Origin of the sequence: Pseudomonas sp. PS02303 (assembly GCF_029959925.1) — a bacterium.
Lineage (GTDB): Bacteria > Pseudomonadota > Gammaproteobacteria > Pseudomonadales > Pseudomonadaceae > Aquipseudomonas > Aquipseudomonas mandelii.
Genome location: NZ_JASCOM010000062.1, coordinates 1 through 22,829, shown reverse-complemented (window position 1 = coordinate 22,829; position 22,829 = coordinate 1). Strand labels below are relative to the sequence as shown.

Here is a 22,829-nt window from a genome sequence, read left to right as displayed (position 1 = left end):
ATGAATGCTGAAGACTCCTTGAAACTTGCTCGCCGGTTTATCGGGTTGCCCCTGGAAAAGCGCCAGATGTTCCTTGCGGCCTTGCAAAAGGAAGGCGTTGATTTCGCCCGGTTCCCCATTCCAGCCGGCGTCGACGCCGAAGATCGCCAGGCGCTGTCGTATGCCCAGCAACGCATGTGGTTTCTCTGGCAACTGGACCCACAAAGCGGCGCCTACAACCTGCCCGGTGCGGTGCGCCTGACCGGGCGTTTGAGCCTGCCGGCGCTGGAGCAAGCCTTCGCCAGCCTGGTGGCGCGTCACGAAACCCTGCGCACGGTGTTCCAGCGCCAGGCCGACGACACGTTGCTGCAAGTGCCGGCCAGCGCGCCGCTGGTCATCGATCATGTGGATTTCAGCGCCTTGCCAGCCACGGAGCGCGAAGTGGCAGTTGCCAAGGCCGCCGAGCAGCAATCGGTGTTGCCGTTTGATCTGTCAGTCGGCCCGCTGCTGCGCGTCACTTTGCTCAGGCTCGCCGAGCAGGAACACGTCCTGCTGCTGACCCTGCACCACATCGTTTCCGATGGCTGGTCGATGAACGTGCTGATCGACGAATTCATCCGCTGCTACGACGCCTTTGAGGCGGGCGCGCAACCGCAAATCGCGCCATTGCCGATCCAGTACAGCGACTACGCGTTGTGGCAACGCCGCTGGCTCGAGGCGGGCGAACAGGCGCGTCAACTCGACTACTGGCAAGCGCAACTGGGTGATGAGCACCCGGTGCTGGAACTGCCCACCGATCACCCGCGCCCGGCGATGCCGAGCTATCGCGGCACCCGTTACGAGTTTGCGGTCGACCCGCAACTGGCCGAGCAACTGCGGGCCACGGCGCAGAAACACAGCGTCACCCTGTTCATGCTGTTGCTCGGCGCCTTCAACGCGCTGCTGCATCGCTATACCGGGCAGGCCGACATCCGCGTCGGCGTGCCGATTGCCAACCGTAACCGCGCCGAGATCGAAGGCCTGATCGGCTTCTTCGTCAACACCCAGGTGTTGCGCACGAAGCTCGATGGTCAGACCCGCGTCGACGAGTTGCTGCGCGCCATCAAGGAAACCGCCCTTGGCGCCCAGGCCCATCAGGACCTGCCATTCGAGCGCCTGGTCGAGGCGCTGAAACTGGAACGCAGCCTCAGCCACACGCCGCTGTTCCAGGTGATGTACAACCACCAGCCTCAGGTCGCGGACATTTCCACGGTCAGCACCGCCTCCGGCCTGGCGCTGGGCGTAATCGAGTGGGAAGGGCGCACCACGCAGTTCGACCTGACCCTCGATACGTATGAAAAGGGCGGCAAACTGCACGCGGCGCTGACCTACGCCAACGACCTGTTCGACGCCGTGACCATCGCGCGCATGGCGCAGCACTGGACGCACCTGCTCCAGGGCATCGTCAGCGATTCGCAGCAGCGCATCAGCGATCTGCCGCTGCTGGAAAGCACTGAATACCAGCGCATCGTGCATGACTGGAATCGCGCTGACGAAAGCTTCGCGCAGGATTTGTGCATTCATGAGCTGATCAGCCAGCAAGTCGCGGCCAGCCCGGACGCGTTGGCAGTGACCTTCACCACCCAGCATCTGACCTACGCCGAACTCGACGCTCAGGCCAATCGCCTGGCCCACCGGCTGATCGAACTGGGTGTCGGTCCGGAAGTCCGGGTCGGCGTGGCGATGCAGCGTTCCGACAGCTTGCTGGTCGCGCTGCTTGCCGTCCTCAAGGCCGGTGGCGCCTACGTGCCACTGGACCCGGATTACCCGGCCGAACGCGTCGCCTACATGCTCGAAGACAGCCGCGCCCTGGTGCTGCTGACCGAGCATTCGGTCGCCGCGACATTGGCCGTGGCAGCCGATACCTCGGTGTTGCTGATGGACGATATGACCTGGGCCGCTTACCCGAGCAGCGCGCCGGTCACCCGCGTCACGCCGGACAACCTGGCCTACGTGATCTACACCTCCGGCTCCACCGGAAAACCCAAGGGCGTGTCCATCGCCCATCGCAACGTGCTGGCGCTGATCGACTGGTCTAAATCGGTGTACAGCCGCGAAGACATCCAGGGCGTGCTGGCCTCGACCTCGGTGTGCTTCGACCTGTCGGTATGGGAGCTGTTTGTGACCCTGGCCAACGGCGGATCGGTGATCATCGCCCGCAACGCCCTGGAGTTGCCGCAACTGCCGGCCCGGGATCAGGTGCGCCTGATCAACACCGTGCCGTCGGCAATCAACGCCTTGCAGCGCGACGGACAGATCCCGCCGAGCGTGCGCATCATCAACCTCGCCGGCGAGCCGCTGAAGCAGAGCCTGGTGGACGCGTTGTATGAGCAGTCGACCGTCGCACACGTCTACGATCTGTACGGGCCGTCGGAGGACACCACCTATTCGACCTGGACCCGCCGTGCAGCGGGCGGTCGCGCGAACATCGGCCGTCCCCTCAAGCACACCGCCAGCTATTTGCTGGACGCCGACCTGCAACCGGTGCCCCAGGGCGTGTCCGCCGAGCTGTACCTGGCGGGCGCCGGCATCACCCGCGGTTACCTCGCACGCCCAGGCATGACTGCCGAAAAATACGTGCCGAACCCGTTCGCCAGCAACGGCGAGCGCTTGTACCGCACCGGCGACTTGACCCGTTATCAGGTCGACGGTTCGCTGCAATACGTCGGGCGCATCGACCATCAGGTCAAGGTCCGTGGCTTCCGTATCGAGCTGGGCGAAATCGAAGCACGGCTGTTGCAGCAAGCGGACGTGCGCGAACTGGCTGTGTTGGCGCAGGACGGCGTCAACGGGCAGCAACTGGTGGCCTACATCGTGCCGACCGATCCGGCGTTGGTCGATGACGCCGATGCGCAAGCCACCCTGCGTGAAACCCTGAAAGCGGCATTGCGCCAACACCTGCCGGACTACATGGTCCCGGCGTTCCTGCTGTTCCTCGCGCAGCTGCCACTGACCCCCAACGGCAAACTCGACCGCAAGGCCTTGCCGGCGATTGACGGCGCGCAGCGACAGCGCGAGCACGTCGCACCGCGCACAACGATGGAAAAAGCCCTCGCCGCGATCTGGCAGGACGTGCTGGCCATCGACAACGTCGGCCTTGAAGACAACTTCTTCGAACTGGGCGGCGACTCCATCGTCTCGATGCAAGTGGTCAGCCGTGCGCGCCAGGCCGGGATCGTGTTGAGCCCCAAGGACCTGTTCCAGCACCAGACCGTCCGCAGCCTGGCCCAGGCTGCCCGCAGCGGCGAGCACGCGTTGATCGATCAAGGTCCGGCGACTGGCGCGGTCGCGTTGGCGCCGGTGCAACAGGGGTTCTTCGAACAAGCAATTCCCGAACGTCAGCACTGGAACCAGTCGCTGTTGCTGGTGCCGCGCGAGGCGTTGAACGTCGAGGCGCTGGACCGCGCGCTTGAGCAGTTGCTGACCCATCACGACAGCTTGCGCCTGCGTTACGAGCAGACCGCTGAAGGCTGGCAGCAGGTCTATGCGGCGCCGACCACCGAGTCAGTGTTGTGGCAGCGTCAAGCGCAATCGGTCGAAGCACTCAATGCGCTGTGCGACGAAGCCCAGCGCAGCCTCGATCTGCAAAATGGCCCGTTGATCCGGGCGCTGCTGGTGGCGATGGCGGACGGTTCTCAGCGTTTGCTGCTGGTCATCCATCACCTGGCGGTGGACGGTGTTTCCTGGCGCGTGCTGTTGGACGATCTGCAACAGTTCTACAGTGGCAGCGCCGTGAAGAGGGCGAAAACCAGCACGTATCAACGCTGGGTTGCCCGTCTGCAAGATCATTTGCCAGCGTTTGAAAACAGCCTCGGTCACTGGCAGGCCCAGCTGCGCGACGCACCGACCGATTTGCCGTGTGACCGTCCGAACGGCGCGCTGCAAAACCGCTTCGAACACAAACTCGAAATCAAAATCGACGCCGAGCAAACCCGCAAACTGCTGCAACACGCCCCGGCGGCGTATCGCACCCAGGTCAACGACCTGCTGCTGACCGCGCTGGCACGGGTGGTGTGCCGCTGGAGCGGGCAGGGCAGCACGCTGATTCAGCTCGAAGGCCATGGTCGTGAAGACCTGTTTGACGACATCGACCTGACCCGCTCCGTCGGCTGGTTCACCAGCCTGTTCCCGGTCAACCTGATGCCGTCGAGTGACCTCGGCGGGTCGATCAAGACCATCAAGGAGCAACTGCGTGCCGTGCCGGACAAAGGGCTTGGCTACGGCGCGCTGCGTTACCTCGGCGACCCGGCGATGCGCGCCGAACTGGCCGCGTTGCCGCAACCGCGCATCACCTTTAACTACCTCGGGCAGTTCGACCGCCAGTTCGACGACGCCGCGCTGTTCGTGCCGTCCACCGAAGGCAACGGCGTGGCCCAGGATCCGTCGGCGCCGCTGGGCAACTGGCTGACGGTCGAAGGCCAGGTCTACGGTGGCGAGTTGGCGCTGAGCTGGGGTTTCAGTCGCGAGATGTTCAACACCGCGACCATCCAGCGTCTGGCGGACGATTACGCCCAAGAACTCAACGCGCTGATCGAACACTGCTGCGGCGTTGAAGTGCCTCAGGCCACGCCGTCGGATTTCCCGTTGGCGCGCATCAGTCAGGTGCAACTCGACGAATTGTCGGTCGCGACCCTTAAAGACCTGTATCCCCTGTCGCCAATGCAGCAGGGCATGCTGTTCCACACGCTGTACGAACCGCAAGTCGGCGCCTACATCAGTCAGTTACGTCTGGACATCCAAGGCCTCGATCCGCTGCGATTCGCTCAGGCCTGGCAAACCGCGCTGGAGCGTCACGACATCCTGCGCAGCCGCTTCCACTGGCAAGGCCTCGACACCGCGCATCAGGCGATTGTCCGCCACGTCGCGTTGCCGCTTGAAGTGCTGGACGCCACCGACACCGATACGCTGGCCAACGCCGAACGTGCCCAAGGTTTTGAATTGGGCAGTGCGCCGCTGTTTCGCTTGAAGCTGGTGCGCATGGGCGCCAATGACTGGCACCTTATCTACACCAGCCACCATATTTTGATGGACGGCTGGAGCAACGCGCAGTTGCTCGCCGAAGTGATCCAGCATTACGCCGCTGGCAAGGCGCTGCCGGCACCGACCGGGCAATACCGTGATTATCTGGGCTGGTTGCAGCAGCAATCGGCTGCCGAAGGCGAGCAGTTCTGGAAAGCCGTTTTGGCACCGCTGGAAGCGCCGACCTTGCTGGCCGAAGCCTTGCGCCCGCCAGTGGGCGCCGAGGGCAGCGAGGAATACCGCGTCGCCCTTGATAGCCGCGCCACCCAGCGTCTGATCGAGTTCGCCCGCCAGCAGAAAGTCACGCTCAACACCGTGCTGCAAGGGGCGTGGAGCCTGTTGCTGCATCGTTGCACCGGCCAGGATTGCGTGGTGTTTGGGGCCACGGTTGCCGGGCGTTCGGCGCCGTTGCCGGGGATCGAAGCGCAACTCGGCTTATTCATCAACACGCTGCCGCTGGTCTGTGCGATGAAGCCGGATTGCACCGTCAGCCAATGGCTGGGCGAGCTGCAAGGGCTGAACCTGGCCATGCGCGAGTTCGAGCACGTGCCGCTTTACGACATTCAGGGCTGGGCGGGACAACAGGGTTCGGCGCTGTTCGACAGCCTGCTGGTGTTCGAAAACTTCCCGGTGGCCGAAGCGTTGAAACAGGGCGCACCGGCCGGGTTGTCGTTCGGCAATTTGCACAATCACGAGCGCACCCACTATCCGCTGACGTTGGGCATCGAGCTGGGCGAAGGCCTGAGCCTGGACTTCAGCTACGACGCAGCGCGTTTCAGCGCGGCGCAAGTTGCCGGCTTGTCGGCCAATTTGCAGCACCTGCTGATGCAACTTGTCACCCAGCCGGACGCCGCACTTGGCGCGCTGGAACTGCTCGACGTCGACGGCAAAAACGCGCTGCTCGCGATCAGCCAACCGCCGACAATCGAGTTGTCCACCACACTTCTGGCCCACGAGCAGATCGCCGCGCAGGCCGCCGCGACCCCGTACGCGCTGGCGTTGCAGGTTGACGGCCAGTCCCTGAGCTACGCGCAATTGAACACCCAGGCCAACCGTCTGGCCCATCGTCTGATGGCCAACGGTGCCGGTCCGGGCAAGCGTGTCGGCCTGGCGCTGCACCGTGGTCCGCAGCTGATCGTCAGCCTGCTGGCGGTGCTCAAAAGTGGCGCCGCCTACGTGCCGCTCGATCCGAAATACCCGAACGAACGCCTGGCCTACATGATCGATGACAGCCGTCTCGACGTGCTGCTGTGCGAATCCGGTCTGCTGGAGGAGGTGCCGGGCGTGCGCCGTCTCAGCCTTGAGGACGGCACCGACTACCCCGACAGCAATCCGCACAACCACGCGGTCGCCGGCGCTCTGGCCTACATCATCTATACCTCCGGCTCCACCGGCCAACCCAAAGGCGTGGCCATCGCCCATGCCGCGTTGCGCGAGTTCTGCCAGAGCGCCGCCGACTATTCGGTGCTGTCGGCGTCGGACCGGGTGTTGCAATTCGCGACCTTCAGCTTCGACGGTTTCGTCGAGCAATGTTTCCCGGCGTTGTGCGTCGGCGCGGCGTTGATCATGCGCGGCGATGACGTGTGGGACGCCGGTCGCCTCGCCGCCGAAATCGTCCGGCACGGCGTGACCGTGGCGGACTTGCCGGCCGCTTACTGGTACTTGCTCGCTCGCGAATGCGCGAGCGGCGTGGTCAGCGGTCTCGGTGCTTTGCGCCAGGTCCACGTCGGAGGCGAAGCGATGTCGGTCGAAGGTTTGCGCCTGTGGCATCAGGCCGGATTGAGCCACATGCGACTGCTCAACACCTATGGCCCGACCGAAGCGACCGTGGTGTCCAGCGTGCATGAGTGCCGTCTCGACGATGCCAGCGATGCGTTTGGCATTCCGATTGGTCGTGCTATCGCCGGTCGTGCGCTGTATGTGCTGGATGCGGCGGCTCAGTTGCTGCCGTCCGGCGGTGTCGGCGAACTGTGCATCGGCGCTCCGGCTTGCCTCGCGCAAAGCTACTTCAATCGTCCGGCGCTGACCGCTGAACGTTTCCTGCCGGACCCGTTTGCCCGTGAACCGGGCGCGCGTCTGTACCGCAGCGGCGATCTGGCGCGCTACAACGCCCAAGGGCAGCTGGAATACGTCGGCCGCATCGACCATCAAGTGAAGATCCGCGGTTTCCGCATCGAAATGGGCGAGATCGAAGCCTGCCTGCAAGCCCGTGAAGACGTGCGTGAAGCGGCGGTCATCGCCCAGGACGGCACGCAACTGGTGGCGTACATCGTGGCCGGCGATTCGCTGTCGTCCGAAGTTGATTATCTGGAACGCCTGAAAGCCGCTCTGCATCAGTCGCTGCCGGAATACATGGTGCCGAATCACTTGGTCCTGCTGCCGAAGTTGCCGCTCAACAACAACGGCAAACTGGATCGCAAAGCCTTGCCACGCGCCGAGGCCAGCGATGCACAGCGTGACTTCGTGGCCCCGGTCGAAGGGCTGGAAACGCAACTCGCGCTGATCTGGCAGGACGTGTTGCAGGTCGGGCAAGTTGGCCGCAACGACAACTTCTTCGCGCTCGGCGGGCACTCGTTGCTGGTGCTTCAGGTGATCTCGCGGGTGCGGCAGCAGTTGCAGCTCGAACTGTCGGTGAGCAGCCTGTTCTCCGCCGCGAACCTGGCGGAATTTGCCGGGCGTGCCGCGCTGGCAAATGTCAGCGGTCAACCTTTGCTACAACGTGCCGTGATCGATCAGCCGCAGGTTTTGTCTTATGCCCAACAGCGCCAATGGATTCTCTGGCAACTGGACCCGCAAAGCCCGGCCTACAACATTCCTGCCGCACTACGCCTCATAGGCCCGCTCAACCGCGAAGCCCTGCGCGAAGCCTTCGCCCGGTTGCAGGCCCGTCACCAAACCCTGCGCACGACCTTCGAACAAGATGGTCTGCAGGCACGTCCGGTGCTGCACGACAATCTGGCGTTGCAACTGGAGGAACGCACACTCGATCAGGTGTCGGTCGACACGGCCGTGGCCGAAGAAATCGCCCGTCCGTTCGACCTGCGCAACGGTCCGCTATGGCGCATGTTGCTGCTGCAAGTGAACACCGACGAACACGTGCTGGTCCTCATCGTCCATCACATCGCTGCCGACGGCTGGTCGATGCAGGTCATGGTCGATGAGTTCAGCTCCTTGTATCAGGCGGCCGCCAGCGGTCGCGCCGCCGGTTTGGCTGACCTGCCGGTGAACTACAGCGACTACGCCCGCTGGCAGCGCGACTGGCTGGAAGCGGGCGAGGGTGCACGTCAACTGACGTGGTGGCGTGAGCAACTGGCCGGCAGCCAGGCGCCGCTGGAATTGCCCAGCGAACTGACCCGTCCGGCCCGCCGCAGCGAGCGCGGTGCCAGCCTGATGCTCAACGTGGATCGCGAGTTGCTCGCCGGTTTACGTCAACGCGCCCAGGAACAGCAAGTGACGTTGTTCATGCTGTTGCTGGCGAGTTTCCAGACCTTGCTGCATCGCCAGAGCGGGCAGTCGCGCATCAACGTTGGCGTGCCGAGCGCCGGTCGTTCGCGTCTCGAAACCGAAGGCCTGATCGGCTTCTTCATCAACACCCAGGTGCTGCGTGCCGAGATCGATGGGCAGCAGCCGTTCAGCACCTTGTTGCAACAGGTCAAACAGGTTGCATTGGGCGCGCAAGCGAATCAGGACTTGCCGTTCGAGCAGCTGGTCGACGCCTTGCAACCGGACCGCAGCCTCAATCACAGCCCTTTGTTCCAGGTGCTCTACAACCATCAGCAGCCGTTGGGCGCGAGTGTCGAACGCACGGTTGCCGACCTGAACGTCGAGCGTCTGCACTGGCAGCAACACACCACGCAGTTCGATCTGGTCCTCGATACTCAGGAGCAGGGCGAAGCACTGGATGCCAGCCTGACCTACGCCACGGATGTGTATGACGAAGCGTCGATGCAGCGCCTTGGCGAGCAGTGGCTGAACCTGCTGCGCGCGGTAGTCAGCGATCCGCAGCAACGCGTCGCCGAACTGCCCCTGATTGACGGGTCGCAGCAAGAGGCTTTGGTGCAGCACTGGAACCCCGCATTCCAGGCGCAACCGACGTCGCCGACCTTGCATCAGTTGTTCGAAGCGCAAGCCGCACAACGGCCGAATGCCGTCGCCCTGGTCTACGAAGGCGAGCAATTGACCTACGCCGCACTCAACGCCCAGGCCAACCGCTTGGCGCGCACACTGCGCGAACAAGGCATCGGGCCAGAAGTGCGCGTGGGCATCGCCACCGAGCGGGCCATGCCATTGGTGATCGGCTTGCTGGCGATTCTCAAGGCCGGCGGCGCCTACGTGCCCCTCGACCCGCATTACCCGGCCGAACGCCTGAGCTACATGATCGAAGACAGCGGCGTCACGCTGCTACTGACCCAGCAACACTTGATCGACAGTCTGCCGGCCCGAGACGGCGTGCAGGTGCTGAGCCTGGAATCGTTGCAGCTGGATGGGGTCAGTGACGCCAACCTGCCTGCGCTGGCGACCACGGACAACCTCGCCTACGTGATCTACACCTCCGGTTCCACCGGTCGTCCTAAAGGCGCATTGCTCAGCCATGGCAACGTCGGGCGTCTGCTCACGGCCACGGCTGGCGAGTTCAGCTTCGGTCCGGACGATGTCTGGACGCTGTTCCATTCCTACGCCTTCGACTTCTCGGTGTGGGAGCTGTTTGGTTCGCTGTGCACCGGCGGGCGTCTGGTGATCGTGCCGTATGACATCAGCCGCGAGCCGCAGCAATTCCATCGCTTGCTCTGTGATGAGGGCGTGACGGTGTTGAACCAGACGCCGAGCGCGTTCCGCCAGTTGTTGCCGATTGCCTGTGCCAGCCCACGAAGCATGGCGTTGCGTCAGGTGATTTTCGGTGGCGAAGCCCTCGAAGTCGCGAGCCTGCGTCCGTGGTTCGAATGCTTCGGCGACCAACAGCCAACCCTGGTCAACATGTACGGCATCACCGAAACCACGGTGCACGTGACCTACCGTGCAATCCGCCTGGCCGACCTCGACGGCAAGGCCCAAAGCCCGATTGGCCTGCCGATCCGCGACCTGCGCTGGTACTTGCTCGACAGTCAGCTGCAACCGGTGCCGGTGGGTGTGGCGGGCGAGTTGTACATCGCCGGCGCCGGTCTGGCGCGGGGTTATCACGGCCGTTTCGGCCTGACCGCCGAGCGTTTTGTGCCGAGCCCGTTCGAGGCTTCGCAGCGTCTTTATCGCAGCGGCGACCTGGCGCGTCAGCGTGCCGATGGCAGCATCGACTACCTCGGCCGGATCGATCAGCAAGTAAAAATTCGCGGTTTCCGCATCGAATTGGGTGAAATCGAAGCCGCGCTGCTGGCCCAACCGGGCGTGCGCCAAGCGGTGTTGAGCGTGCATGCCGGCGACGGCGGACCGCAGCTGTGCGCCTACGTCGTGGCCGAGCAAACCCCGCATGACCCGATCGCCTGGCGCGACAACCTGCGCACCGCGCTCAAGGTGGATCTGCCGGACTACATGGTGCCGAGCCACTGGTTGCTGCTGGATGCCTTGCCATTGACCGGCAACGGCAAGCTCGACCGCAAGGCGCTGCCGGTGCCCGATGCCCAGGAATGGCAACGGCCGTTCGAAGCCCCCGAGGGCGACCTCGAACAGCAACTGGCCGCGATCTGGGCCGACCTGCTGGGCGTGGTGCAGATAGGCCGACGCGACAACTTCTTTGAATTGGGCGGGCATTCATTGCTCGCGGCCCAAGCCAGTGCCCGTGTGGAGCTGGAACTGGGCATCGAGCTGCCGCTGCGCGCGCTGTTCGAATCCACCGACCTTCAGGCTTATGCCGCCATGGCCGGGCAACACGCCCCGGCTGACAACGATGCACGTCTTGATGCGCTTGAGTCGCTTCTCGACGAGATGGAGATCAACTGATGGAACACACCACTGCCCAGCGCATCGCCAGCCGCTTCGCCGGCCTGCCGGCTGATAAGCGCCGCGAGTTTCTGCAACGCATGCAAGAACAGGGCGTGAGCTTCGGCCAGTTGCCGATTCCGCCGGCTGCCGAGCCGCAAGCAACGTTCGAATTGTCATACGCGCAGCAGCGCCAATGGTTCCTCTGGCAACTTGATCCACACAGTTCGGCGTACAACATTCCGGCCGCGCTGCGTTTGCACGGGCCGCTGAACGTTGCTGCGTTGCAGCAGAGTTTCGATGGGCTGCTGGAGCGGCATCAGAGTTTGCGCAGCCGGTTCGTCGAGGATGACGGGCAAGTGGTGCAGACGCTGGCCGAGTTCACCTCGCTGCCCATCGAGCAGATCGACCTGCGCGGCGAACCTCAGGATCAGCGCTTCGATCAGGCGATGAACAGCGTCGAACAGGACATCGCCCGGCCGTTCGATCTGCAATACGGCCCGCTGTTGCGGGTCAGCCTGTTGCAACTCGATGCCGAAGACCACGTGCTGTTGCTGACCCTGCACCACATCGTCACCGATGGCTGGTCGATGGGCGTGCTGGTGGAAGAGTTTTCCCGGCTCTACGCCGCGCATTGCCAAGGTCAGAACACGGTGCTGGAGGCACTGCCGATCCAGTATTCAGACTATGCGATGTGGCAACGCCGCTGGATGGAGGCGGGCGAGCTGGAACGTCAACTCAACTGGTGGTGCGACCGCCTGGGCAGCGAACAACCGCTGCTCGAATTACCGACCGACCGTCCGCGCCCTGCGCAGCCGAGCCAGCGCGGTGCGCGTCTGGATTTCGCCCTCGATGCCACGTTGGCCAGCGGTCTGATGAGCCTGGCCAAACAGCGCGGTGTCACGCCGTTCATGCTGTTGCTGGCGAGCTTCCAGGCCTTGCTCTATCGCTACAGCGGCCAGGCCGACGTGCGTGTCGGTGTGCCGATTGCCAACCGTAATCGCGCGGAAACCCGTGGCTTGATCGGCTTCTTCGTCAACACCCAGGTGATGCGCGCGGAACTGGACGGACGTCTGCCGTTCAGCCAATTGCTCGACCAGACCCGCGCCGCCTCGCTGGACGCCCAGGATTATCAGGACTTGCCGTTCGAGCGTCTGGTGCAGGCGCTGCAAGGTGAACGCAGCCTCAGTCACAGCCCGCTGTTCCAGGTGATGTTCAACCACCAGCAAGCCAAACCGGCGGCGGTCAGCGGCTTGCTCGCCGGCCTGCGCGTCGAGGCATTGAACGCCACGGCGCACACCACCCAGTTCGACCTGCAACTGGACACCCAGGAGGAGGGCGACAAACTGTTCGCCAGCCTGACTTACGCCACCGATCTGTTCGACGCTGAACGTATCGAGCACCTCGCGCGGCACTGGCGCAATTTGTTGGCCGGTGTTCTGGCCAACCCGCAATGCCCGCTCGCCGAGTTGCCGTTGCTGGACGCCGATGAGCGTCTGCGCATCCTCGACGAGCTCAACCACACCGCTCAGGCCTATCCGGGCGAAGTCTGCGTGCAGCGCCATTTCGAAGAACGCGTAGTTGAACACCCAGAGGCGACGGCGCTGGTGTTCCAGGGCCAGTCCCTGAGTTACGCCGAGCTGAACCGGCGCGCCAACCGTTTGGCCCACCACTTGCGTGACCAGGGTGTCGGCCCGGACGTGCTGGTGGGGATTGCCTGCGACCGTTCGTTTGAAATGGTTGTCGGCCTGCTGGCGATTCTCAAGGCGGGCGGTGCGTACGTGCCGCTGGACCCGGAATACCCGGTTGATCGCTTGAGCTACATGATCGAAGACAGCGGCATTACGTTGTTGCTGACCCAGGAATATCTGCTGACGCAACTGCCGACCCCGGACAACGTGCGCACCTTGTGCCTGCACGCCGACACCGATTGGCTGAACGACTTGCCGGGCACTGACCTGCCCAACCTTGCGGTCGCGGAAAACCTCGCTTATGTGATTTACACCTCCGGCTCCACCGGCAAACCCAAGGGCGCCGGTAACCGCCATGTGGCGCTGCATAACCGTCTGGCGTGGATGCAGCAAGCCTACAACTTGCAGCCGAGCGACCGCGTGCTGCACAAGACGCCGTTCAGTTTCGACGTGTCGGTGTGGGAGTTTTTCTGGCCGCTGATGAAGGGCGCCACCCTGGTGATCGCCGCGCCGGGCGAGCACCGTGATCCGCAACGCCTGGCCGCGTTGATCGTCGAGCAGGCGATCACCACGCTGCACTTCGTGCCGTCGATGCTCTCGGCGTTCATCGCTGCCGACGAAGCGCTGGCCTGCACCTCGTTGCAGCGGATCATTTGCAGCGGTGAAGCGCTGCCGATGGAACTGCAACGCCAGACCTTGCGCAGCCTGCCGCAAGCCAATCTCTACAACCTCTATGGTCCGACCGAAGCGGCCATCGACGTGACCCACTGGACCTGCGTGGAAGAAGGGCGTGACAGCGTGCCGATTGGCCGGCCGATTGCCAACTTGCGCACCTGCATCCTCGACAGCGAACTGCAACCGTTGCCACTGGGCGCGGTGGGCGAGTTGTACCTGGGCGGCGTCGGCCTGGCGCGCGGTTACCACCGTCGTGGCGCGCTGACCGCCGAGCGTTTCGTGGTCGACCCGTTTGGCAGCGGCGAGCGTCTGTACCGCACCGGTGACCTGGCACGCTATCGCACGGACGGCGCCATCGACTACTGCGGGCGCATCGACCACCAAGTGAAGATTCGCGGTTTGCGCATCGAGCTCGGCGAAATCGAGGCGCGCCTGCAAGAACATGCGGACGTGCAGGAAGCCGTAGTGTTGGCCCTCGATGGCCCGGGCGGCAAGCAGTTGGTCGCGTACATCGTGCCGCAGGATCGAGCCTTGGTCAGCGCCGATGCCGAGCAACAAGGCGCGTGGCGTGAAACCCTGAAAAGCCATTTGCTGGCGAGCCTGCCGGATTACATGGTGCCGGCGCAGACCGTGCTGATCGAGCAAATGCCCCTGAGCCCCAACGGCAAACTCGAGCGCAAACGCCTGCCCGCGCCGACCGCACAGGTCAGCCAACGCGCCTTCGAAGCGCCACGCAGCGAACATGAACAGGTGCTGGCGCAGATCTGGCAGGACGTGCTGGGCGTGGAGCAGGTCGGGCGTCAGGACAATTTCTTTGAACTGGGCGGCGACTCGATCATTTCGATCCAGGTGGTCAGCCGTGCGCGCCGCGCCGGCCTGAGCCTGCAACCCCGCGACCTGTTCCAGCAGCAAACCTTGCAAGCCCTGGCCGCCGTGGTCAAGGAACAGGCCGCCCCGCTGGCGCAGCAAGGGCCGGTGGAAGGTGTGCAAACCCTCACGCCGATCCAGCGCTGGTTCTTCGACGAGCCGATCCCGCAACGCGCGCACTGGAACCAGGCGGTGCTGCTGACGCCACGCGAAACCCTTGAGTTGCCACGCCTGCAAGCCGCGCTGCAACGTTTGCTCAAGCAGCATGATGCCCTGCGTCTGCGCTTCAGTCAGGTCGATGGCCAATGGTCGGCGCGTTATGTCGGGGCCGACAGCTGCGATGTGATCGACATGCTCTGGACCGCCCGCGTGGCCAACGATGCTTCGCTGGAATCGGTGTGCGACGAGGCGCAGCGCAGCCTCAGTCTGCAAGACGGTCCGCTGCTGCGCATCGCGTTGATCGCTCAGGCGGATGGTTCGCAGCGGTTGCTGTTGGTGATCCATCACCTGGCGGTGGACGGGGTGTCGTGGCGGGTGTTGCTGGAAGATTTGCAAGCGGCTTATCAAGGGCAAGACCTGCCACCGAAGACCAGCGCTTTCCAGGCCTGGGCCGACAAACTTGACGCCTACGCCCGCTCCGAAGCCGCTGCCAGCGAACTGGACTGGTGGCAAGCGCAGCTGAGCGTCGCCAATGATTCGCTGCCCGCCGCCAATGCCCAAGCCAGTCAGGCTGGGCATCTGCGCCAAGGCGTGAGCATCGGCCTGGACCGCGATCAAACCACCAGGCTGCTGCAACAGGCGCCAGCGATTTACCGCACACAGGTCAACGACCTGCTGCTGACCGCGCTGGCCCGAACCCTCAGCCGCTGGACCGGTGACGCTTCGGCGCTGATTCAACTCGAAGGCCATGGTCGCGAAGAGCTGTTCGACGACATCGACCTGACCCGCACCGTCGGCTGGTTCTCCAGTCTGTTTCCGGTGCGCCTGACGCCGACCGCCGACCTGGCGGGCTCGATCAAGTCCATCAAGCAGCAACTGCGCGAAATCCCCGGAAAAGGCCTGGGCTACGGCCTGCTGCGCTACCTGGGCGATGCCTCGACCCAAGCGGCGTTGGCCGGTTTGCCGCAAGCACGCGTGACGTTCAACTACCTCGGGCAGTTCGACCAGAGCTTCGCCGAAGACGCCCTGTTCACCCCGGCCAAGGAATCCAGCGGCGCCGCGCAATCGGCGGACGCACCGTTGCCGAACTGGCTGTCGGTGGACGGCCAGGTGTATGGCGGCGAACTGAAACTCGACTGGACCTTCAGCCGCGAATGCTTCGACAAACGTGAAATCGAAGCGCTGGCCGCCGATTACCAACGTGAATTGCTGGCGCTGATCGACCATTGCCTGAGCGACGGTGCGGGAGGCGTGACCCCGGCAGACTTCCCGCTGGCGCGCCTGACCCAGGCGCAACTCGATGGCTTGCCGGTGCCGCCGGCGCAGATCGAAGACCTGTATCCGCTGTCGCCGATGCAGGCCGGTCTGTTGTTCCACAGCCTCTATGAATCGGCGTCTGGCGCCTACGTCAATCAGCTTAGCGTCCAAGCCCGTGGCCTCGACGCCGAGCGTCTTGGCCGCGCCTGGCAAGCGGTGCTCGACACCCATCCGATCCTGCGCAGCAGCTTCCACTTCCCCGACGGTTTCGAAGCGCCGGTGCAAGTGGTCCATCGTCATCTGCAACTGCCGATGACGTGTCTGGACTGGCGTGGCCGCAGCGATCAGGCCGACGCATTGATTGAACTGATCGACAACGAGCGCCTGCAACTCGATTCGACCCGGGCGCCATTGATGCGCCTGACCCTGGTGCGGCTGGACGATGAGCGTCAGCAATTGATCTACACCCACCATCACCTGTTGCTGGATGGCTGGAGTAATTCGCTGCTGCTGAGCGAAGTCTTGCAGCGTTATGCCGGGCAGGATGTGCAGGCGCCGACCGGGCGTTTCGCCGATTACATCGGCTGGCTGCAATGTCAGGATGCCCACGCCGACGAGGTCTTCTGGCGCGAGCAGCTGGCGACCCTCGACAACCCGACGTTACTGGCGCAGAGCCTGGCCCATGGCGACGGTAAAAATCAGTTGGCCGTAGAGTTTGCCGACCATCGCCAGACCTTCGATGTCGCCACCAGCCAGCGTTTCAGCGAGTTTGCCCGTCAGCAAAAAGTCACCCTCAACACCTTGGTGCAAGGCGCCTGGGCACTGTTGCTGCAACGCTACAGCGGCCAGCGCAGTGTTGCGTTCGGCGCGACTGTGGCGGGGCGGCCGGTGGATTTGCCGGGTGCCGAAAGCCAGCTGGGCCTGTTCATTAACACCTTGCCGGTGATCAGCAGCCCGGACGCGGTGGAAAGCGTCGGCCAGTGGCTGACCCGTTTGCAGGCACAAAACCTCGAACTGCGTGAGCATGAATTCACCGCATTGGGGGACATTCAGCGCTGGGCCGGGCGTGCCGGTGAGCCGCTGTTCGACAGCCTGCTGGTGTTCGAAAACTTCCCGGTGGCCGAAGCGCTGCAACAAGGCGCGTCGGCCGGTTTGAGCTTCTCGGTTCCGCAGAACCATGAACGCACTAACTTCCCGCTGACCCTGGCGGCCACCGCCGAAAGCCAGTTGAGCCTGAACTGGAGTTACCAGTGCGCCCATTTCAGCGGCGAAGCGATTGTTCGGATGAGCGAGCATCTGGCCGCGCTGCTGGCGGCGATGGTCGCCGCGCCAAACGCGGCATTGAGTGAACTGGACCTGCTGACCGCGCCGGAACGCGCGCAACAGTTGGTCGAATGGAACCCGGCATTCACGGCCGCGCAAAACCCGCTCTGTGTGCATCAGTTGATCGAGGCCCAAGCGGTCATTCGCCCGGCCGCCACCGCGCTGATCTTCAACGATCTGCAATTGAGCTTCGATCAGCTCAACCGTCGCGCCAACCAATTGGCCCATCGTCTTCGCGCACTGGGCATTGGTCCGGAAGTGCGGGTTGGCCTGGCGATGCAGCGCTCACCGGAAATGATCGTCGGCCTGCTGGCGATCCTCAAGGCCGGCGGCGCCTACGTGCCGCTGGACCCGGCTTACCCGACGGAACGCCTGCGCTATCTGATGGAAGACAGCGGCATTTCGCTGATGATCAGCCAGTCGTGGCTGCGGGAAAAACTGCCGTTGCCCGAAGGCCTGCCGGTGCTGGAAATCGACCGCGAGCCGCTGGCGTCCATGGCGGACACCAACCCGATCAACCTGACCTGCGGCGAAAACCTCGCGTACCTGATTTACACCTCAGGCTCCACCGGGCGGCCCAAAGGCGTCAGTGTGGCCCACGGTCCGCTGGCCATGCATTGCCTGTCGATCGGCGAGTTGTACGGCATGACCCCGGACGACCGCGAGTTGCAATTCGCCTCGATCAGTTTCGACGGCGCCCACGAACGCTGGCTGACGCCGCTGGTGTTCGGTTCGGCAGTCATGCCCCGCGATGACGAGTTGTGGAGCGTGGAGCGCACCTGCGCCGAGATCGAAAAACACGGCATCACCATTGCCTGTTTTACCCCGACCTATCTGTCGCAGATCGCCGACTTCATGGGCGAAGCGGGGCGTGATTTGCCGATCCGCTCCTACACCCCGTGCGGCGAAGGCATGGCCAAGCACGCGTTCGATGAAGTCCAGCAAGTGCTGCAACCCAAGCGTTTGATCAACGGTTACGGTCCGACCGAAACGGTGATCACGCCGCTGATCTGGCTGGCGTACCCGGATACCGGGTTCGACTCGGCGTTCATGCCGATTGGCCGGCCGGTGGGCAACCGCAGCGCCTACATTCTGGACGGCGGCTTGCAGCCGTTGCCGGTTGGCGTCGCGGGCGAGTTGTACCTGGGCGGCGAGGGCGTCGCCCGGGGTTACCATCAACGTCCGGACCTGACCGCTGAACGCTTCGTGCCGGATCCATTCGTGCCGGGTGCGCGTTTGTACCGCAGCGGCGACCTCGCACGGTTCCGCGCCGATGGCGTCGTTGAATACCTCGGCCGTATCGACCAGCAAGTGAAGATTCGCGGGTTCCGTATCGAACTCGGCGAAATCGAAGCCTGCCTGCTGGAACACGAAGGCGTGCGTGAATCGTTCGTGATCGACCGTGAAGGTCCGGTGAGCCGCCAGTTGGTCGGTTACGTGGTGCCCCGCGATCCGCTTGCCGATGAGCAGGCTCTGCGTGAAGCGCTGACGGCTCATCTGCGCAGCCGATTGCCGGCGCACATGTTGCCGGCACACTTGATGTGCCTGGCCGCGTTGCCGCTGACGCCGAACGGTAAGCTTGATCGCCAAGGCCTGCCGGCGCCGGAAGCCACTCGGCAGAACCACGATCACGTGGCCGCCGCAACACCGGCCGAAGTGTTGCTGGTTGAGATCTGGCAGGAACTGCTGGGGCTGGAGTCGGTGGGCGTCACCGAGAACTTCTTTGAGCTGGGCGGTGATTCGATCATTTCGCTGCAAGCGGTGAGCCGTGCCGGGCAGCGTGGGCTGGTGTTCAGTCCGAAGCAGCTGTTCGAACAGCAGACCATTCGTGCTTTGGCCTCCGTGGCCAGCAGCCGTGAAGCAACATTGATCGAAGCGCCAAACGTCGAAGCTTTCTCACTGGTGCCGCACATCGACATCGCTGCCCGTGAAGGTCTGCAAGACTTGTATCCGCTGTCGCCGATGCAGCAAGGCATGCTGTTCCATTGCCTGGATTCACCGGAGCTCAACCCCTACGTCAACCAGTTGAGCGTGGCGGTCGACGGCTTGCAGGTGCCGCGTTTCCGCGCGGCCTGGCAGACGCTGGTCGAGCGGCATGAAGTGCTGCGCGCCGCGTTCCGCTGGCGCGATGGCTTGGCCGATCCGCTGCAAGCGGTGTTCGCCGACGTCGAGTTGCCGATCGAAGAACTCGACTGGCGCGACCGCTCCGACACCGAGCAGGCGCTGGGCGAACTGGCCGCAGCGGAACAGGCCAAGGGCTTCGACCTGAGCTGCCCGCCGTTGATGCGTTTCATCCTGGTGCGCCTGGGTGATGACCGTTACCAGATGATCTGGATCTACCATCACCTCTTGCTCGACGGCTGGAGCGCTTCGCGTCTGCTGGGCGACATGCTGCGCCTGTACCACAACGACAGCCTGCCGACCCTGACCGGGCGCTACGCCGACTACATCGCCTGGCTGCAACGCCAGGACGGCGCGCAAGCCGAAGGCTTCTGGCGTGAGCGCCTGGCGCTGCTCGAAGAACCGACCATTCTGGCCAAAGCTTCCGGTGCCGCTGGTTCCGGCCACGGCGTGATGTACAGCCACCTCGACGCCGAGGCGACGCGCAAACTGCACAGCTTCGCCAAGCGTCAACGCGTGACACTGAACACGCTGGTGCAAGGCGCGTGGCTGTTGCTGCTGCAACGCCATAGCGGCCAGCGCAGTGTCGCGTTCGGCGCCACGGTGGCGGGGCGCCCGACCGGGTTGGCCGGTGCGCAGGACATGCTCGGTCTGTTCATCAACACCTTGCCGGTGATTCAGACCCTTGATCCGCAACAGCCGGTGGGCGAGTGGCTGCGCGACTTGCAGGATTACAACCTGATGGTGCGTGACTACGAACACACGCCGTTGTCGGACATTCAGCGCTGGGCCGGGCAGGGTGGCCAGGGTTTGTTCGACAGCATCATCGTGTTCGAAAACCATCCGGTGGACCGCGCCCTGAAAGGCGGCGAGGAAGGCGAGCTGCGCTTTGCCGAAGTCGGCAGCGGCGGGGTGACCAACTTCCCGATGGACTTGATGGTCAGCGCCAACGAAGAAGGCCTGGAAGTTGAGTACCTGTTCCTGCGTGATCGCTTCAGTGACGTGGAAGTCGAGCGGATTCGTGCGCAGTTGGAAGGATTGCTGCGTGCGTTGCCGGAGGATGCTACGCGTCTGCTTGGCAATATTGGCTTGCCTGAGGCGCGTTTGAGTCTGCCGCAGGTGTCAGATGACAGCGCTGATTTGCTTCACGCGTTTAATCAACACGTCAAAGCGCAGCCGCAGAAAATCGCCTTGATCTGTGAAGGTCGGCACGTCAGTTATGCACAGCTTGAGGCGCAGGCCAATGGGTTGGCGCAGCAACTGATCGGTCGCGGCATCGGCCCGGAAAGTCTGGTGGCGGTGGCGTTGCTGCGTTCCGAACGCACCATCGTTGCGTTCCTCGCGGTGCTTAAAGCAGGGGCGGCGTATCTGCCTTTGGACCTCGCGTACCCGGCCGAGCGGCTGGCTTATATGTTGAGCGATTCGGCGGCCAGCCTGTTGCTCTGTGACAGCAATCTGGGGGATCGACTGACCCTGGCCGACAGCCCGCCACGTCTGCTGCTCGACCAGTTGAGCGTTGCCGACCACGCTGAATGCCCGGTTTCCAATCCGTTGCCGGGGCACTTGGCGTATTTGATTTACACCTCCGGTTCCACGGGCCAGCCCAAAGGCGTGGCGGTGGCACGTGGGCCGATTGCCCGGCATTGCCGCGGCATCATCGAGCTCTACGAACTGGCACCGCGCAGCCGTGAGCTGCACTTCATGTCGTTCGCCTTCGACGGTGCGCAGGAGCGTTGGCTGAGTGTGATGCTGGCCGGTGGCAGCCTGGTGATCCGCGAGGACAGTTTATGGACCCCGGAGCAAACCCTCGAAGTGATGCAGCGTCATGGCGTCACCGTCGCCTGCTTCCCGCCAGCCTACTTGCAACAGATGGCCGAAGTGGCCGAACGCCTTGGCAATCCACCGGCGGTCGAGGTGTATTGCTTTGGCGGTGATGCGGTGCCGGAGGCGAGCTTCGAGCAGGTCAAGCGCGCCTTGCGTCCGCAGCGTCTGGTCAACGGTTATGGCCCGACCGAAACCGTGGTCACGCCGCTGCTGTGGCGTGCCGAGGCCAGCGAAACCTGCGACGCGGCGTATGCGCCGATTGGGCGTGGCGTGGCCGGGCGGGGTTTGTATGTGCTGGACGCCGACCTCAATCCGCTGCCGGTCGGTGTCAGCGGCGAGTTGTACCTGGGCGGCGAATGCCTGGCGCGCGGTTACCACCAGCATCCCGGCATGAGCGCCGAGCGTTTCATCCCCGATCCGTTCGAGGCCGGTGGCCGCATGTACCGCACCGGCGACCTGGTGCGCCAGCGCGAGTGCGGGTTGATCGACTATCTGGGGCGTCTTGACCAGCAAGTGAAGATCCGTGGTTTTCGCATCGAGCCGGGCGAGATCGAAGCGCGTCTGCGCGAATGTGTTGGGGTGCAGGATGCCGCCGTGGTGGTACACAACACGCCGACCGGCAAGCAATTGGTCGGTTATGTGGTGGCGGCCGGTGCTGTCGGGCTGGATCGTCGCTTGAAATCTGAGCTGCAAGCGCAACTGCCGGACTACATGGTGCCGTCACGGATCCTGGTGCTGGAACGCTTTCCGCTGTCGGCCAACGGCAAGCTCGACCGTCGCGCACTGCCAATGCCTGAATGGGCGCTGGGCGGTTATCGCGCGCCGCGCAACGATCTGGAAAAGGCGCTGACCGCGATCTGGCAAGAGGTGCTCGGCGTGCCGCAAGTGGGCATCGACGACAACTTCTTCGAACTGGGCGGCGACTCGTTGCAGGTGCTCAAAGTCATCTCGCGGGTGCGCAGTCAGCCGCAACTGGGCTTCGAGTTGAAGCTGCGGGATCTGATGCAGAAACCGTGCATTGCCGAACTCAGTGGTTATCAGGTGACCGAACCCACGTCTGCGCCGGACCCTTTGCTGGCGCTGAATGCGCGGATCCCCAATGTGCCGGCGCTGTTCTGCCTGCACGCCGGTTTCGGCACGGTGTTCGACTACGAACCGTTGGCCCGGCGTCTGGAAGGACGACGCACGGTGTACGGCGTGCAATGCCGCATGCTGCTTGACCCGCACTGGCAGGACGAATCGCTGCTCGCCATGGCGCAAGCCTATGCGCAGCGGATTCGCAGTCAACAGGCCAAAGGACCGTATTACTTGCTGGGCTGGTCGTTGGGCGGCGCGTTGACGCAGTTGGTTGCGCATGAACTGGAAACGCAAGGTGAGACCGTGACGTTTGCCGGGTTGGTCGACAGCTACGTGGCCGGCACCGCCGAGGCGGGGGACTGGCGCGAGGACCTCGGTGATTTCCTGAAGTTTGTGCTCGGTTTGCCCGCCGATGAGGCTCAGGCGTTGATTGCGCGCAAAGCCGCTGGCTTGAGTGAACGCGAGGGCTCCACCGCCGTGATTGAAGCCGCCTTGCACGGTTCCAATGAACAGGCCGCATTGGGCGCGGGGGAGCTCACGCAGATCTTTGCCACCGGCTCACGCCTCAAGCAACTGGCGCTGGCGCATCGGCAACTGCCGACGATCAAGGCCTCGGCCCATCGTTGGTGGGTGGCCGGGCGCGACGACGAACGTCGGGTGTTCGAGGCCCAGGTCGGCAGTCATGGCGTTGATCGCCTGTTGGCCGGCGGGCACTACGAGCTGTTGCGTGGTGATGAGTTGCTTGATGAGCTGGAAGATTTGTTGGAGCGACGCATGGTCACTGCATAACAACAATTGTGGCGAGGGAGCTTGCTCCCGCTGGACTGCGCAGCAGTCCCCTTCTTTTTAGGAATAAGGGGGCCGCTTCGCAGCCCAGCGGGAGCAAGC

At 63.8% G+C, this 22,829-nt stretch carries 2 protein-coding genes; both read left to right on the top strand.

Going from position 1 to position 22,829, the window contains the following annotated elements; genetic code table 11:
- On the top strand, positions 1-10,968 hold the full coding sequence (locus QMX98_RS15920; protein ID WP_282411048.1) for a non-ribosomal peptide synthetase: 10,968 nt from the start codon (positions 1-3) through the stop codon (positions 10,966-10,968).
- Positions 10,968-22,730 carry a non-ribosomal peptide synthase/polyketide synthase gene (locus QMX98_RS15915; protein ID WP_282411047.1) on the top strand — a complete coding sequence of 3,921 codons (11,763 nt, stop codon included), beginning with the start codon at positions 10,968-10,970 and terminating at the stop codon, positions 22,728-22,730. The genes QMX98_RS15920 and QMX98_RS15915 overlap by 1 nt, the downstream gene beginning before the upstream one ends.
- Positions 22,731-22,829: the final 99 nt, after the last annotated feature.